Source organism: Actinokineospora fastidiosa, assembly GCF_014648415.1.
GTDB classification, from domain to species: domain Bacteria; phylum Actinomycetota; class Actinomycetes; order Mycobacteriales; family Pseudonocardiaceae; genus Actinokineospora; species Actinokineospora fastidiosa.
This window is the reverse complement of the sequence record NZ_BMRB01000007.1, coordinates 131,967-147,338: the sequence shown is the minus strand read 5'-3', so window position 1 is coordinate 147,338 and position 15,372 is coordinate 131,967. Positions and strand designations below refer to the sequence as shown.

The following is a 15,372-nucleotide window of genomic DNA, read 5'->3' as shown; positions in this document are numbered from 1 at the left end:
CGCACCGGAGCGGACGTCAGAGACTCCCGGCGCGGGCGACTCCGCCGTACCAGCGCGCGCTGGGCTTGATCGTGCGGGTGAAGGTCTCGCGATCGACGGACACGAGGCCGAAGGTCGGTGTCCACGACCCCCACTCGTAGTTGTCGAGCAGCGACCAGTGGAGGTAGCCGCGTACGTCGACACCGTCGTCGATGGCGCGGGCCAGCCCGGTCAGAGCACGGCGGGTGTAGTCGACCCGCTCCGCGTCGTCGGCTGTCGCGATCCCGTTCTCCGTGACCAGGATCGGCACGGTGGGCCCGACCCGCCGGGCGGTGTGGCGGACGGCGCCCTCCAGCGCCTCGGGGTAGAACTCCCAGCCGGTGAGCGTCCTGCGCGCACCGCCGGGGTCGCGCGGGCCGTCCGGGCCGATGACGACCCGGGTGTAGGCCTGCACGCCGATGAAGTCGTCGTCCTTGGCGACGTCGAGGAACTGGTCCTCACGGGAACGGGACCACTCCGCCGTCAGGTCTTCCGCGCCTGCCGCTGCCTGGAAGTTCTGGTTCGCCACGGTCCAGCCGGAGCGCACCCGCGGCAGGGTGGCGAGTTCCTCGCGGGCGGCGCGGTGCGCTGCGATCAACGCGTCGGCGACGTCCTGGTCCGGTGGGGGCATCGCGCCTGCCACGTTCTCGTGGCGCTCACCGCGCTTGAGCATCGCGCTCATCATCGCGAGCATGTTCGGCTCGTTGATGGTGCACACCCACTCGACGCCGTCGAGGATCGGCAGCACCGAGCGGACGTAGTCGCGGAAGCGGGAGACGCCCTCGCCCGTGGTCCACCCGCCCGCCGCGCGGAACCACGCCGGGGTGGTGAAGTGGTGCAGCGTCACCACGGGCGTCAGGCCGCGCTCGAAGCACCCCTCGACCATCCGCCGGTAGTGCGCGAGCTGCGCCCGCGAGGTGTGGCCGGGCGCGGGCTCGACGCGCGCCCACTCGATGCCGAACCGGTAGCAGTTGAGGCCGATGTCGCGCACGATGTCGAGGTCTTCCGGCCACCGGTGGTAGCTGTCGCAGGCGTCGCCGCTGCGCTCGGGCATGATCGACTCCGGCGCGTTCTCGACGGCCCACAGGTCGCTCGTGGTGTTGTTGCCCTCGACCTGGTGCGCGGCGGTCGCGGCTCCCCACAGGAAACCGCCGGGGAAGGTGCTCGTCATGGTGTCTCCTGGCTGTGGTTCCGGGCCGCTCCCGGGCGGCGGTACGCACCCGCGGCGAGGAGTTCCGCCTGGCGGGCGCCGGCTTCCCGCACCAGCTCCGCCACGGTCGCCGAGGTGACCCCGAGACCGAAGGAGCGCAGCTTGTCGAGCGGGATGGACAGGAACATCCGCACCAGCTCGGGGGCGACCGACGACGCCAGGCCGGACCGGGAGACCCGGTCGAGGAGCGTGGCGAGCACCTGCCGTCCCGCGGGGTCGGCCCGCCATTCGGCGATGGTGGACTGTGCGGTGAGCGGCGCCAGGACGCGGTCGCCGTCACTGTGCACTGTGGTCCGCAGCCGCACGTCCCGCGATGACGCTCCCACGTGAACGGCGTAGTCGCCCGGGCGCACGGTCCAGCGCTGCCCGCGTGCGTCCCACGTCTGCAGGTCGGTGGCCGTCAGGGGAAGCGTGACGGTGGTCGTCTCGCCGGGCCGCAGGTCGAGTGCGACGAAGCCGCGCAGCTCTGCGCGCGGGCGGGTCGGCTGGTCCTCGACCGGGCCGACGTAGAGCTGGGCGACCTCCCGGCCGTCCCGATCGCCCGTGTTCGTCACCGAGAACGTCACCTCCCAGCTGTTCTCGGCCGGGGCGACCACCCGGAGGTCCGAGTACTCGAAGCGGGTGTAGGTCAGGCCGTGCCCGAACGGGAAGGCGACCGGCCGGTCCACCGTGTCGAAGTACCGGTACCCCACGTGGACGCTCTCCCCGTACACCGAGATCCCGTCGGCGCCGGGGAAGGTCGGGTAGCTGGGGTGGTCCTCGAGCCGCAGGGGGATGGTCTCGGCGAGCCTGCCCGAGGGGGCGCGGTCACCGAGGAGGAGGTCCGCGGTCGCCTCCCCGCCCGCCTGGCCGAGCAGCCAACCCTCCAGGATCGCGTTGGCGTGGTGCCGCCATTCGGCCACCGACACGACGCCGCCGTTCGACAGCACGACGACCACGCGCGGCGCGACGGCGGCGACCCGCTCCAGCAGGCTCACCTGGTCGGTGGGCAGGTCGAGCGTCGTGCGGTCGAAGCCCTCGGACTCGGCGTGCTCGGGCAGTCCCAGGAAGACCACGGCGACGTGGGCGGCGCGGGCGGCCTCGACCGCGGCGAGTGCCAGCGCGTCGTCACCGGAGCCGTCCACGGTGTACCCCGGTGCGAACCGGACGACGTCGGCTCCCAGCCGCCGGGTGAGCGCGTCCAGGGCCGAACTCACCCCCGTCGGCACGATGCGGGAGGAGCCACCGCCCTGGAAGCGCGGTGTGCGGGCGAACTCGCCGATGACCGCGACGGAATCGAGCGACGAGCGGTCGAGCGGGAGCACCCCGTCGTTGGTCAGCAGCACCGCGGCCTGCGCGGCGGCTTCCCTGGCCAGGTCGGCGTTGCGGTCGCGGATCGCGGCCAGTTCCGGTTCGGAGGCGGGCTCCTTGGCGCCGCCGAGCCTGGCTTCGAGGCGGCGCAGGCGGTCGACGACGGCGTCGAGAGCGGATTCGTCCAGTTCCCCCCGGTCGACGGCGGCCACGACCTCGCCGTCCGTGCCGGTCGGCGGCATCTCCAGGTCGAGACCGGCGCGGAGGGCGGCGACCCGGTCGTCGACGGCGCCCCAGTCGGACACGACGACCCCGTCGAAGCCCCACTCCTCGCGCAGCAGCCGGGTGAGCAGCCAGTGGTCCTCGCTCGCGGGGACGCCGTTGATCCGGTTGTAGGCGCTCATCACCATCGCCGGGCGCGCGGCCTTGACGACGTGCTCGAACGCGCGGAGGTAGATCTCGCGCAGGGCCCGCTGGTCGACCTCGGCGGAGACCCGCATGCGGTCCGTCTCCTGGTTGTTCACCGCGAAGTGCTTCACGCACGCGCCGACGCCGCTGGACTGGACGCCCTCGACGTAGGCGGCGGCGAGCCTGCCGGTGAGGTGCGGGTCCTCGGAGAGGTACTCGAAGTTGCGGCCGCCGAGCGGGGAGCGCTTGATGTTCATGCCGGGGCCGAGGAGCACGTCCACCTCCAGGGCGGCCGCCTCCTGGCCGAGGGCCGCCCCGACGCGGCGCACCAGCTCCGGGTCCCAGGTCGAGCCGAGGGCCACTCCGGGCGGGAAGCACGTGGCCGGGACGCTGTCGCCGATGCCGAGCGCGTCACCGCCCGTGCGCTGGCGGCGCACCCCGTGCGGCCCGTCGGCGAGCAGGAACGGGCGCACGAGGCCCGGCGCGCCCGTCGAGTGCCAGGTGCCGCTGCCCGAGGTCAGTGATGCCTTGAGCTCTATCGGGATGGAGCGGTCCTTCTGGTCAGGCATGGGGCGTCTCCCTCGTGGGTGGGTGGAGTGGGCGCGTCCGATCGCGGCGGATGGCGGACCTCAGGCCGAATCCGTGCTCCAGCCGGTCGTGTCGACGCCGAGCAGGGCGAGGAAGTCGATCAGGCGGGCGCGCATGTCGATCGTCCCGGGAGCGAGCAGCCACTGCGTCTGGAGCCCGTCGAGGAGCGCGATGAGCTGTTGCGCCGCGCTGTCCGGGGCGAGGCCGGGCTGGTCCATCAGCTCGCCGAGGACCGCGGCGAAGTGGGCCCGCAGGATCTCGTAACGGCGGCGGAAGTAGGTGTGCGCCGGGTGCTCGGCGTCGCTCGCCTCGTTGGAGAGCTTGGCGTACAGCGCGACGAGCCCGGGTGTCCTGGCGTTCCGCTCGACGATGCCGACCGTCTGGTCGAGGTGCTCCCAGGCGCTGAGGGTCTCGTCGAACAGGACGGCGGCGTCGTTCGCGTCGCGTTGTTCGAGCACCCGGATGAGCAGTTCGTCCTTGCCGCCGGGGAAGTGGTGCAGGAGACCGGCGTGGGTGATCTTCGCCCGGGCGGCGATGTCCCTGAGGGACACCGCGAGGTACCCGGACTGGGCGAACAGGTCGGCGGCGGCGTCGATGATCCGCTCCTTGGTGCGGTCGCCCTTGGTGTGCCTGCGGACGCGAGCCCGCGCGTCGGTCGCGACATGGCCGAGGTCCGGACTCGTCATCGTGTCTCCTCGTGGATCGGGGCCCGGTGGGGCATCACCGGTGATACCGAACGGTGCTGGACATCGAGCGTGGTGGTGTGCCTACCATGTCGCCAACAGAACTTACCACATGGTTAGTTTTGCGGATCGGTTGCGCGGGCGACGAAACCCGGCTGCTCAGGACAGGAGTGACCTATGAGGATCCGCAGGTTCCCGACCGCGGGCTCGGCGGGTGTTGTGGCAGCTGCCCTCGTACTGGCGGGATGCGCCGGAGCAGGCGGCGGGGCTGCCGGGCAGAGCGACCCGACCCTCGACATCGCCACGATGACGTTCCCGCAGAGCCTCGACCCGGTGACCGCGATCGGCGGCGCGCTGCCCTTCTTCCAGGCCGCCTACGACTCCCTGGTCAAGCGCGAGCCCGACGGCGCCTACAGCCCGATGCTGGCCACCGGGTGGACCTGGGACACCGACCGCACGAAGCTGTCGCTGACGCTGCGCGATGACGTCAGGTTCGACGACGGGACGCCGTTCGACGCCGCGGCGGTCAAGGCGAACCTGGAGCGCTTCAAGGCGAGCAGCGGGGCCAACGCCAAGTGGCTCTCCGGCCTGGAGCGGGTGGAGGTGATCGACGCGACCCGTGTCGTGCTGCACCTGGACGCCCCGGACCCCGCCTACCTCTACTACCTGTCGGACGCCGCCGGTCTCATGGCCAACCCCGCGGCGTTCGCCGACGCCGAGAGGTTGAAGACCACGCCCGACGGCACGGGACCGTACGAACTGGACGCCGCCCAGACCGTCGTCGGGACGAAGTGGGTCTACCGGCGCGCCGACGACTACTGGGGCGAGCGCCTGCCGTTCGACGGCGTCACCATGACGGTGTTCGACAACGAGACGGCCATCGTCAACGGCCTCAAGACCGGGCAGATCGACACGGCCGTCGTGCAGGACGCCAACCAGCAGGCGAGCCTGGAGGGCGCCACCACCCTGACGACGACCCCGGTCGACTTCGACTACCAGGGCATCCTGCTGTTCGACCGCGCCGGGGTGGTGACCCCCGAACTCGCCGACGTCCGGGTGCGGCAGGCGCTCAACCACGCCATCGACCGCAAGACGATGCTGGAGCAGATCCGCCGGGGCAAGGGCGCCGTCACCAGCCAGGTCTTCGGCGCCGACACCGTCGCCTACGACGAAAGCCTCGACTCGTACTACGCGCACGACCCGGAGAAGGCCAAGCAACTGCTGGCGGAGGCCGGGCACGCGGACGGCTTCGAGCTGAAGATGCCGCGCATGACCTCCATCGTCTCCGACGCCATCGCCGCCTCGCTCCAGTCCGACCTCGCCGACGTCGGGATCACCCTCACCTGGGTGGACGTCGACCAGGGCGACGCGCTGCGGCGGATCTTCCAGGACCGCGAGTTCTCCGGGTTCGTCATGAACAACGGGCAGCCCGCCACCGACTGGCTGGCGATCAAGGACCTCGTGCTGCCGGGCACGTTCAACGTCTTCGGCTACACCGACGAGACGGTGCGGTCGCTGGTGCCGAAGATCCAGGCGGCGCAGGCCGAGGACGCGCTCGACGAGCTGCGGGCCCTCAACAGGCACCTCGTGGAGGACGCGTGGTTCGTCCCGTTCTACCGGATGACCTACGCGCTGGTGACCGACGGCGGCGTCACGGCCCTCCCCCAGTCGGGCATGGCGGTCCCGTCCCTCTACAACTACCAGCCCACCGGCTGAGTCCCCGGGGACCGGACCCCGCAGGAGGCCGATCACCATGCTGAGATTCGCTGTCCGCCGCCTGGCCGCGGGCCTCTTCCTCCTCTTCGTCGTCTCGTTCGTCTCGTTCGTGTTGTTGTCGGTTCCGAACCTCGACGTGGCGCGGCAGCTACTCGGGCAGTCCGCGCCGCAGCACGCCGTGGACGCCAAGACCGCCGAACTCGGTCTCGACCAGCCGATCCTGGCCCGGTACGCCCAGTGGCTGGGGGACGCGCTCGCCGGCGACCTGGGAACCTCGTGGTTCACCAGCGAGAACGTGCTGACGGCCATCGGCCACCGGCTGCCCGTCACGCTGAGCCTGATGCTCGGCGTCACCCTCGTCACCGCGGTGCTCGCCTTCCTCCTCGGGGTCTGGGCGGGCGTGCGGCGCGGAGCCGTCGACCGGATCGTGCAGGTGCTGGGTGTCGTCGGGTACGCGTTGCCCGGCTTCCTGGTCACCCTCGTCATCGTGCTGGTCTTCGCCGTGCAGCTGCGGTGGTTCCCGGCGATCGGGTACATCCCGCTGACGACCTCCGTCCCGGGGTGGCTGTCCACGGTGACCCTGCCGATCCTGTCCCTATCCGTCGCGGCCGTGGCAGGCGTGTCCCAGCAGGTGCGGAGCTCGGTGATCGACGTCCTGCGCCAGGACTACGTCAGAACGCTGCGGGCGCGAGGGCTGCCACCCGGGCGGGTGCTGTTCCGCCACGTGCTGCGCAACGCGGCCGCGCCCGCGCTCACCGTGCTCGGCATGCAGTTCGTGGGCCTGCTCGGCGGCGCGGTGCTGGTCGAGCAGATCTTCGGCCTGCCGGGCATCGGCTCCATGACCGTCACCTACACCACGCGCGGCGACACCCCCGTCATCATGGGCCTGGTCATGACGACCGTCGTCTGCGTCGTCGTGATCAATCTGGGCGTCGACCTGCTCGTCGGCTGGCTCAACCCGAAGGCGAGGGCCGCATGAGCGAGGCGCTCACATCCGACAACCACCTGCCCGCGGGCGCGGCGGCGCCCCGCCGCGCCAAGCCGGTCCGGCGGTTCCTGCGCAACCCGCAGGCCGTCATCTCCGCGCTCGTCCTCGGGGTGGTCGGCGGCGCGGTGCTGCTGGCGCCGCTGCTGTCCACCGACCCCGGCGCCGCGGAACTGAGCAAGGCGTTCGCCGGAGCGGAGCCGGGCCACCCGCTCGGGTTCGACTCCGCGGGGCGCGATGTCTGGTCCCGACTGCTCCACGGCGGCCGCAACACCCTCGGAGGCGCGCTCATCGCCCTCGCGGTCGCCCTGTCCATCGGAGTGCCCAGCGGCCTCGTCGCGGGCTACTACGGCAAGTGGTTCGACGCCGTGGCGAACTGGGCGGGCAACTTCGTCATGGCCCTGCCCGCCATGGTCGTGCTGCTCGCGTCGAGGGCCATCCTCGGCCCGACCATGTGGGTGCTCATGGTCGTGCTCGGCGTGCTCGTCGCGCCGAGCTTCTTCCGGCTCGTTCGCGGCATCGTCGCCACCGTCCGCGGCGAGCTCTACGTCGACGCCGCCCGCGTGTCCGGCCTGCGGGACCGCCGGATCATCGCCCGGCACGTCCTCATCGTGGTCCGTGCGCCGATCATCATCCAGATCGCCCTCGTCGCGGGCATCGCCATCAGCCTCCAGGCCGGACTGGAGTTCCTGGGCATCGGCAGCGGCGACCTGCCGACGTGGGGAGCCATGCTCAACGAGGCGTTCCAGAACGTGCAGCGCAGCCCCCTGTTCATGCTGTGGCCAGGACTGGCACTCGGCATCACCAGCGCCGCGCTCGTGCTGTTGGCGAGCGCGCTCCGCGACGTCCTGGAGGACGGGGGCACCCCGCCCCCGCGCCCGCGAGCGGCCCGCCGCGCCCGGGTTTCCGCCCCCACGACGTCGGACAGCGCGGGCGCGCGGGCGGCGCTGCTGTCCGTGCGCGACCTCGCCGTGTCCTACGGCAGCGGCGCGTCCGCCGTCGACGTGGTGCGCGGGGTGGACATCGACGTCGCCGAGGGCGAGGTCGTCGGCCTCGTCGGCCAGTCGGGCTCCGGCAAGTCGCAGACGGCGTTCTCGGTCCTGGGCATCCTTCCCGAGGGCGGCCGGGTGTCGCGGGGCAGCATCCTGATCGCCGGGACGGAGGTGGTCGGGCTCCCCGAGAAGAGATACCGCGCGCTGCGGGGCGGCGTGGTCGCCTACGTGCCGCAGGAGCCGATGACCAACCTCGACCCGGCCTTCACGGTCGGCGGCCAACTCGTGGAACCGATGCGGCTGCGGCTCGGGCTCTCGCGCAAGGCCGCGGCCGAGCGCGCGCTGGAACTGCTGCGCCAGGTGGAGATCGCCGACCCCCGGCGCGTCTTCGACGCCTACCCGCACGAGATCTCCGGCGGCATGGCGCAGCGGGTGCTCATCGCCGGGGCGATGAGCTGCGACCCGAAACTGCTGATCGCCGACGAGCCGACCACCGCGCTCGACGTCACCGTGCAGGCCGAGGTGCTCGAACTGCTCCGCCGCCTGCAGGCCGAGCGCGGCTTGGGCGTGCTGCTGGTGACGCACGACCTCGGTGTCGTCGCCGACCTCTGCGACCGCGTCGCGGTGATGAACGCCGGTCGCATCGTCGAGACCGGGAGGACCGCGCAGGTCCTCACGCGCCCGCAGGACCCCTACACCCGAACCCTGATCGAGGCCGTGCTCGACGACGCCCCCGCCAGGCCCGCCTGGGTCGCGCCCCGAGCCGCCGACGGCGCGGAGGTCCCGGCATGAGCGGTGTGTGGCCCGAGCCGCTGCCCGCCCCGGCAGCGCCCCCCGGACCGCGGATCCTCGACATCCGCGACCTGCGGGTGTCGTTCCCGGGGAAGGGGTGGCGCGCACCGCGCGTGGAGGTCCTGCACGGCGTCTCGCTCGACATCCGCCCCGGCGAGACCGTGGGCCTGGTGGGCGAGTCGGGTTCGGGCAAGACGACGATCGGGCGGGCAGTCCTCGGGCTCGCCCCCGTGCACAGCGGAGCGGTGGAGTTCCGCGGTGAGCGCATCGACCGCGCCTCCGCCCGCCGCCGCCGCAGGCTCAGCCAGGACCTGCAGGTCATCTTCCAGGACCCGTTCGCCTCGCTGAACCCCTCCATCCCCGTCGGGGAGACACTCGCCGAGCCGCTGCACGCGCAGGGGGTCCCAGGACGCGACGCCCGGCGCAGGGTCCTCGACCTGCTCGGCCGCGTCGCCCTCCCCGCCGACGCGGCCCAGCGGCTGCCGCGCGAGTTCTCCGGCGGACAGCGGCAGCGCATCGCCATCGCCAGGGCGCTCGCGATCGGCCCCAAGCTGATCGTGTGCGACGAGCCGGTCTCCGCGCTGGACCTCACCACGCAGCGCACCGTGCTGGACCTGCTGCTGGAGATCCAGGAGCAGACCGGGGTCGCGTACCTGTTCGTCTCCCACGACCTGTCCGTGGTGCGGTACATGAGCCACCGGGTGAACGTGATCCACCGCGGTGTCATCGTCGAGTCCGGGGACGCCGAACAGGTCACCACCGCGCCCCGGCACCCCTACACCCAGCGCCTGCTGCTGTCCGCTCCCGTCGCCGACCCCGCCGCGCAGCGGGACCGGCGGGCCGCGCTGGACCGGCGGCGGGCCGAGGAGAACACGTGACCACGAACCTCCCCCTCGTGCCACTCCCGACACGAGCCGCGACCACGCGCCCGGGACGCGTCCGGCTCGGGACGCCTGACGCGGTGGCGGTCGCCGTGCCGCCCGGCCTGGCCAGGGGCGTGACCGACTGGTTCGCGACCTGGGCGGAACGGCTGCACGGGCTCGGCGTCCGGATGACCCCGCCCGGGGAGTCGCGAGCCGGCATCACGGTTGTCGTGGACGACCCCGACGCGCTGGGGCTGACGCGCCTGCCCGGACCGGACGGGGTCGATCCCCGCGCGGCGCAGGCCGACGAGCGGTACCGGCTGACCGTCCGCCCCGACAGCGTGCTCGTCGAAGCCGCGGGCGACGAGGCCGCCTTCCGCGGCCTCACCACGCTGCTCCAGCTCGTCGACCCGGCGGGGACGGTTCCCGGCGTCGCGATCGAGGACGGCCCCGCCTACGCGTGGCGCGGTCTCTCGCTCGACGTCGCGCGCCACTACTTCCCGCCCGAGGAGATCTGCTCCGTCATCGACCTCCTCGCCTGGCACAAGCTAAATGTCCTGCACCTGCACCTCACCGACTCGCAGGCGTGGCGCGTCGAGATCGCCCGCCGCCCCGGGCTCACCGGCTCCCGCCCCGGTGCGACCGCGGACTTCTACTCGCGGGCCGACCTCGACCGGATCATCGCGTACGCGGCGGAACGCTACGTCACGGTCGTCCCCGAGTTCGACATGCCCGGCCACGTGGTCGCCGCGTTCACCGCCTACCCGGAACTCGCGGGCGGCGCCGAGCCGGTGCACCCGCACGTGCGCTATCTCGACCCCGATGTCCCCGAGGCCGCCGCCTTCGCCCACGACGTCCTCCACGAGCTCGTCGACCTGGCGCCGGGACCGTTCGTGCACCTGGGGGCCGACGAGCCGTTCGGCATGCCCGCGGCGGCGTACCTGCGGTTCGTCCGGGACGCGCACGCGCTGCTCCGCTCCCGCGGCAAGCGGGTCGTGGCCTGGCAGGAGGCGGTCCGAGCGGGCTGCCTGGACGGCGACGACGTGGTGCAGTACTGGATCGGCCCGGACAATCCCTTCGACGTCGGACAGCTCAAGGCGCGGGCACCGGCCGCGCTGCACCCCGTGATCGACGACGCGGCCCGGCTGTTCGCCCTCGCCCCGCAGGACGTGCCGACCGCGGCCGCGGCGGGCGTCCCGGTGCTGGTGTCCTCCAACACGATGCTCTACCTGGACTGCCCCTACGCGGACACCGCCGACGAGGAATCGGGGCGACGACAGCGACGCGTCGGGCACGGTGACTACCTGCCGCACAGTCCCGAGCAGGCGTTCGCCTGGCACCCGAGCACCCTGCCGGAACTCACCTCGCCCGCGGCCCGCATCGCGGGCGTCGAGGCGGCGATCTGGTGCGAGACGGTCGACTCCTTCGACGACCTGGCGTTCCTGCTGTTACCACGACTCGCGGGCGCGGCGGAGAAGGCATGGACGCGCCAGGTCACCGACTGGCCGGACCACCATTCCCGCCTCGCCGCCCATGCCGACGCGTGGAGCGCCATGGGATTCCGAGCCGCCTACCGGCCAATGCGAACCCGCCCACGCTAGGCGAAGTCCTCCGCAGCTGAGAGGCAAACGTCCTACTCCGCATGCCGGTACTCAGCCTGCGGACGGCTGGCTACCGGGCCGAGGAACGGCGAGGCGAGGGGTGGTTTCGGCGTGGCGACTGACCATACCCATCATCCCGTGCTCCCCACGACTCCGACGCGCGGCGTGTTCGCTCCCGATTCGGTGACCGGTTCCGCTTGCCGCAGAAGAGGTACGGGCGGGCGCTCCTGGCCAGATGGCGTGGCCGGACTGCGGTCCAACGTGCTGGGCTTCGTGGAGATCCCGCCGAACAGCGGGCCTTCCCTCGCCGATGTCGCCGAAACAACGCGCACCTGCGACGATCCTACTGTTGCACGTGAACCAAGTCCTGACCACCGCTGTGATCATGACCTGTTCTGGTCGACCCGGCCGCCGCAGTCGGCGTCCACCGCGCCGCAGATGCACGTCACCGGGGTCGAGGTCGTCGGCGTACTCCTGCCGGAGAAAGAAGCTCCTTCTCAGCGGCACCTGATGTCGGCAAGGGTGTCAGTCGCCGATGGTGAGATCGGGGGATCCTCGTCTCCATCGGGAAGGCCGGTTCCGGTATGTGGGTCGCGGTTCTGGAGTCGGACCGATTGGGCGACCGACCGGTCCGGGCGTCGTACTGAGGATCACCGGTGGTCCTGTCCAACCGTGGTTGCCTCGAACGAGCCGATCATGCTCAGCGGTGGCCGGGCCCAGCAGATTCTGCAGCGGCGCATCAACCAGTCGGTCGCCGAGTACGAAGTGCTCAACATGCTGGAGCAGTCGTGGGTCGGAACCTGCACCCACATCCGCGAGGGCTACAACATCGGCAAACCCTGCTACGGATACAAGGCGAAGAAGTACCGCCACCCCAACCCGGTCAAAGCCATGAACAGGTAACGGACCGATCGCAGTGGCCGATCCACAGGACGGGCGGCCTCATATCGCCTTTGGTTTCCCGCGCATCTCACCGCCACGGACATCCCCAACGGGACGGGCGGGACAGGGCTGGGCTTTATGGCTGCCTCCGTTCCATCCCGCTGAGGGGCACTGGGCGCGGTTCGCCGAATCAGGCCATCCCGTGTCCCACGTCGGCCCTAGCGCGATCGCGCTGCGGTAATCGCGTTCGTCACCAGCGGTGGGCGGATGGTCGCTGACCATCCGCCCACCGTGTCCGCCGGTCAGTACCAGTACTGGTTGGCGCCGCCGTTGAACGGGTAGGCCACCACCTCCTGCCGTTCCACCCCACCCGAGAAGCTCTGGTCGAGGAACCACTCGCTACGGACGTTCTTGAACGTGTACGACCCGTCGTTCCACTCGGTGACCCGCCACCGCTGGTTGATCCAGTTCGCGTCGGTGCACGCCAGGACCTGGACCGTGGTCGTGGGCGTACTGCCGTCGTACTTCTGGTGCAGGCACTCGCCACTGCCGAAGTTGCGGACCCGGTAGATGTTGGTACCCAGCCACTCCAGTTGCCAGTACTGGTTGTCGCCGCCGTGGCAGTTGTAGGCGATGGCCGTGTGCCTGTTCACGCCACCGCTCCAGTTCTGGTCGAGGCACTTGTTTGTGAGCCAGTTGCGCCAGGTGTAATACACCTCCTGCGCGCCGACGTCCTTCGAGGCAGTCCCGGCTCTGTTCACCGCGGCCTCCGCAGGCACAGTCGCCGAGGCGAGCACCGGCGTCGCCAATGAAAGCGTCATCAGAACGGCCGTCGCCGCAGCCGCGACAAGGCCGCCCAGTCTCATCTTCATCCACTTCTCCGATTCTTCATCGTTGACCTTCGGATCACTCACCCTGCGGCAGTGTGCTACCGCCAATTTCCTGCGAGCGAAGTCGACTATCGGGGCCGGACACCGGATATCACTATCCGGACGGTCGCCGGCCCTTCGGTCCGGCACCGCCCCGCACTTTCGAGCACCACCACCTGCAACGCGGACACCGCCGCCGCCCGAGCCGGTGGCGTGGAGATCGCGGAGGAGGCCCGCCGGTTCACCGTCGCGGACGGGAGCATCGAGATCCCCTCACCCGTGCGGTACATCATCGCCAGCTGACCGGGATCACCGCAGGGTGCGGCAGATGTCCTCCGCGGTCGGGGAGCTGACCAGAACCACCTTCCCCGTCGTCCCGGACCGGACCGCCATCGGGGAGCCGTTCGAGAGCAGCAGCCTGCTCGGCGGGGTGTCACCCGGCCCGAGGAGCGCGGCGATGCGGGTGCCGCTGAGGATGACGGTGCGGGGGTCGGGGTAGGCGTAGTAGCCGGTGCCTGACAGATCGCGTCGGACAGTGCGGCCGGTCCCGGTGTTGGTGAAGTCGGCCAGCATGGTTCCGGTCTCCACCGCCGCGATCCTTCGGCCACCGGCGAACCAGGTATACCGGGTCAGGTCGGTCACCGGGAAGGAGATGCGGACGCCGAAGGCGCACATCGCCCCCGCGGGCAGCACCACCGGCCCCGGCTCGAAATGGGTTGCAACGGGGCCGGGGTCCGCCGTGGCCGGGGTGCCGGGGAGCACGCAGGTCAGAGCCGCCGTCACGACCGCACAGGTCACCATTCTCGAATGCATGGAATCTCCTGGTATCGGGGTTCGCACCAGGGTCCATGCGAGTACCTTCAGATGACTTACAGCGCGGGGAGGCCAGATGCGCTTCGCGGTATTGGGTCCGGTCGAGGTGGAGACGGATGGCGGCCCGGTCGCGCTGCGTCCCGGGCGGCAGCGAGCGCTGTTGTGCGCGCTGCTGTGCGGGCCGGGTGTCGTCTCCGACGGGGAGTTGCTCGCGGCGGTCTGGCACGTCGAGCCCACCGCAGACGCGGTCCGCACTCTGCAGGTTTGCGTGCACCGGCTGCGCCACGCGCTGGGAGAGCCGGACCGGATCGTCCGGCGTGGTGGCGGGTACGCCCTCGTCGTCGAGCCAGGCGAGCTGGACGCCGCCCGGTTCGAGCAGTTCGCCCGGACCGGACGCGCCCTGCTCGCCGCTGGCGATCCGGCAGCCGCGGCCAGGGCGTTCGCCGACGCGCTGGCGCTGTGGCGGGGCGACCCGTTCGCGGGTGAGGCCGATTGCGACCTGGTCAGGGACGAGGCGAGCAGGCTCGCCGAGCGCAGGCTGGCGGTGGTGGAGTGGCGCATCGACGCCGACCTCGCCCTGGGCCGCGCGACGGACGTCGTCCCCGAACTCGCCGAGCTGACCCGTCAGCACCCGCTGCGCGAGCGCTTCCACGCCCAGTACATGTCCGCGTTGCGCTCAGCTGGCCGCCGCGCCGACGCCCTGACCGCCTTCCGGCGCGCGCGGGCGGTTACGGTGACCGAACTCGGCCTCGAACCCGCGGCCGAGCTGCGCGCCCTGCACGACTCCATCCTGTCCGAGGCGGGGTCCGCCCCGGACATCGCCGAAATCCGCCTGCTGGCGGCCCAGGGCGACCACGCGCGGGCGATCCCCGCCGCCCGCTCCGCGCTCGGCGCGGACGCGCCCGAGCGGGGGGAGCTGCACGAGCTCGCGGGCGTCTGCCTGCGCGAGCAGGGCGACCTCACGGCCGCCGCCGACCACATCGGAGCGGCGCTGGCGCTGGCGGTGTCCTCAGCGGATGCTGCCGCCGAGGCCAGGGCCGTGCAGTTCCTATCCATCATCGAGCGCGAGCGCGGCGACTACGCCGCCGCCGACCGCCTGCTGGCCAGGGCGAGCGGCCTGCAGCGGGAGACCGGCGACGACGAGCGGCTGGCCTGCCTGCTGCTCAGCGGCGGGGACCTCTACCTGCACACGCGAGACCGCAGGGCCCGGGATGCCATCGGCGACGGAATGGCGCTCTGCGCCGACCTGCACATCCCCTTCGGCACCGCCTACGCCACGCGGCTCGCAGGCGAGGCCGAACTGGCCGCGGGCCGCGCCCGCCGCGCACTGCCCCTGCTGCGCCGCGCGGTCGCGCTGACCGAGTCAGCGGGCAGCCCGTTCTCCCTCGCCATCACCCTCCGCAGCATGGGCATCGCCCACGCCAGCCTCGGCCACGCCCAGGACGCGCGAACGGCCTGGCAGCGCGCCGAGGGGCTGTACGGCCGGATCGGCAACCCGCGGGCACGACGGAAGCTGCGGGCGCTCCGCACCGACTAGCGGCCCTCCCGACAACCGCAGGAACGGGTTCGAGCGCGGCGGGTGGGCACTGGGAAGGCCGACGACGAGACCAGGGCCTTCACCACGCGGACCTACCAGCGCGCGGAAGCGTTCCTGTCCGGCCG

Annotated in this window: 12 protein-coding genes; 7 read left to right on the top strand and 5 right to left on the bottom strand. The window is 71.7% G+C overall.

All coding sequences use genetic code 11. From position 1 onward, the window contains the following. Positions 1-16: 16 nt before the first annotated feature. The 3 genes from IEY98_RS28245 to IEY98_RS28235 are packed head-to-tail and all read right to left on the bottom strand — an operon-like array spanning position 17 to position 4,200. A complete protein-coding gene (locus IEY98_RS28245; RefSeq protein ID WP_189213711.1) occupies positions 17-1,189 on the bottom strand; it encodes a glycoside hydrolase family 1 protein in 1,173 nt (390 codons plus the stop codon). Further along, complete coding sequence (locus IEY98_RS28240; RefSeq protein ID WP_189213710.1) at positions 1,186-3,495, bottom strand: glycoside hydrolase family 3 C-terminal domain-containing protein; 2,310 nt, start codon at positions 3,493-3,495, stop codon at positions 1,186-1,188. The genes IEY98_RS28245 and IEY98_RS28240 overlap by 4 nt, the downstream gene beginning before the upstream one ends. Positions 3,496-3,555: 60 nt before the next feature. Next, complete coding sequence (locus tag IEY98_RS28235; RefSeq protein ID WP_189213709.1) at positions 3,556-4,200, bottom strand: TetR/AcrR family transcriptional regulator; 645 nt, start codon at positions 4,198-4,200, stop codon at positions 3,556-3,558. Positions 4,201-4,374: 174 nt separating this feature from the next. Between IEY98_RS28235 and IEY98_RS28230 the strand changes: the two genes are divergently transcribed. From IEY98_RS28230 to IEY98_RS32925, 6 genes are all read left to right on the top strand, one after another. Next, positions 4,375-5,913: an ABC transporter substrate-binding protein gene (locus IEY98_RS28230; RefSeq protein WP_189213708.1), complete on the top strand. Its 1,539-nt coding sequence runs from the start codon at positions 4,375-4,377 to the stop codon at positions 5,911-5,913. A 37-nt stretch (positions 5,914-5,950) separates the two neighbouring features. Then, the gene (locus IEY98_RS28225; RefSeq protein ID WP_189213707.1) at positions 5,951-6,892 is read left to right on the top strand and encodes an ABC transporter permease; all 942 of its coding nucleotides are present in this window, start codon (positions 5,951-5,953) and stop codon (positions 6,890-6,892) included. Beyond that, a complete protein-coding gene (locus IEY98_RS28220) occupies positions 6,889-8,682 on the top strand; it encodes a dipeptide/oligopeptide/nickel ABC transporter permease/ATP-binding protein (RefSeq protein WP_189213706.1) in 1,794 nt (597 codons plus the stop codon). The genes IEY98_RS28225 and IEY98_RS28220 overlap by 4 nt, the downstream gene beginning before the upstream one ends. Continuing rightward, positions 8,679-9,560: an ABC transporter ATP-binding protein gene (locus IEY98_RS28215; protein WP_189213705.1), complete on the top strand. Its 882-nt coding sequence runs from the start codon at positions 8,679-8,681 to the stop codon at positions 9,558-9,560. Before IEY98_RS28220 ends, IEY98_RS28215 begins: the two co-directional genes overlap by 4 nt. After that, positions 9,557-11,146 (top strand): family 20 glycosylhydrolase, encoded by a 1,590-nt coding sequence (locus IEY98_RS28210; protein ID WP_229787615.1) that lies wholly within the window; start codon positions 9,557-9,559, stop codon positions 11,144-11,146. Before IEY98_RS28215 ends, IEY98_RS28210 begins: the two co-directional genes overlap by 4 nt. Before the next feature lie 240 nt (positions 11,147-11,386). Continuing rightward, entirely contained in the window at positions 11,387-12,049 is a 663-nt protein-coding gene (locus IEY98_RS32925; protein ID WP_229787613.1) for a hypothetical protein, read from the top strand. Positions 12,050-12,330: 281 nt separating this feature from the next. Here IEY98_RS32925 and IEY98_RS28200 read toward each other — a convergent pair whose 3' ends face one another. Beyond that, positions 12,331-12,942, bottom strand: a complete 612-nt coding sequence (locus IEY98_RS28200) for an RICIN domain-containing protein (protein ID WP_189213704.1) — start codon at positions 12,940-12,942, stop codon at positions 12,331-12,333. Positions 12,943-13,206: 264 nt separating this feature from the next. After that, positions 13,207-13,680, bottom strand: coding sequence for a hypothetical protein (locus tag IEY98_RS28195; protein ID WP_189213703.1), 474 nt, complete (start codon positions 13,678-13,680; stop codon positions 13,207-13,209). A gap of 106 nt (positions 13,681-13,786) precedes the next feature. Here IEY98_RS28195 and IEY98_RS28190 point away from each other — a divergent pair, with 106 nt between their 5' ends. Further along, complete coding sequence (locus IEY98_RS28190) at positions 13,787-15,247, top strand: AfsR/SARP family transcriptional regulator (protein ID WP_189213702.1); 1,461 nt, start codon at positions 13,787-13,789, stop codon at positions 15,245-15,247. Positions 15,248-15,372 lie beyond the last annotated feature (125 nt).

Excerpts from the sequence above, each read along its gene's own strand:
- IEY98_RS28245 (WP_189213711.1), bottom strand. The coding sequence starts at position 1,189 with ATGACGAGCACCTTCCCCGGCGGTTTCCTGTGGGGAGCCGCGACCGCC.
- IEY98_RS28240 (WP_189213710.1), bottom strand. The coding sequence starts at position 3,495 with ATGCCTGACCAGAAGGACCGCTCCATCCCGATAGAGCTCAAGGCATCA.
- IEY98_RS28235 (WP_189213709.1), bottom strand. The coding sequence starts at position 4,200 with ATGACGAGTCCGGACCTCGGCCATGTCGCGACCGACGCGCGGGCTCGC.
- IEY98_RS28230 (WP_189213708.1), top strand. The coding sequence starts at position 4,375 with ATGAGGATCCGCAGGTTCCCGACCGCGGGCTCGGCGGGTGTTGTGGCA.
- IEY98_RS28225 (WP_189213707.1), top strand. The coding sequence starts at position 5,951 with ATGCTGAGATTCGCTGTCCGCCGCCTGGCCGCGGGCCTCTTCCTCCTC.
- IEY98_RS28220 (WP_189213706.1), top strand. The coding sequence starts at position 6,889 with ATGAGCGAGGCGCTCACATCCGACAACCACCTGCCCGCGGGCGCGGCG.
- IEY98_RS28215 (WP_189213705.1), top strand. The coding sequence starts at position 8,679 with ATGAGCGGTGTGTGGCCCGAGCCGCTGCCCGCCCCGGCAGCGCCCCCC.
- IEY98_RS28190 (WP_189213702.1), top strand. The coding sequence starts at position 13,787 with ATGCGCTTCGCGGTATTGGGTCCGGTCGAGGTGGAGACGGATGGCGGC.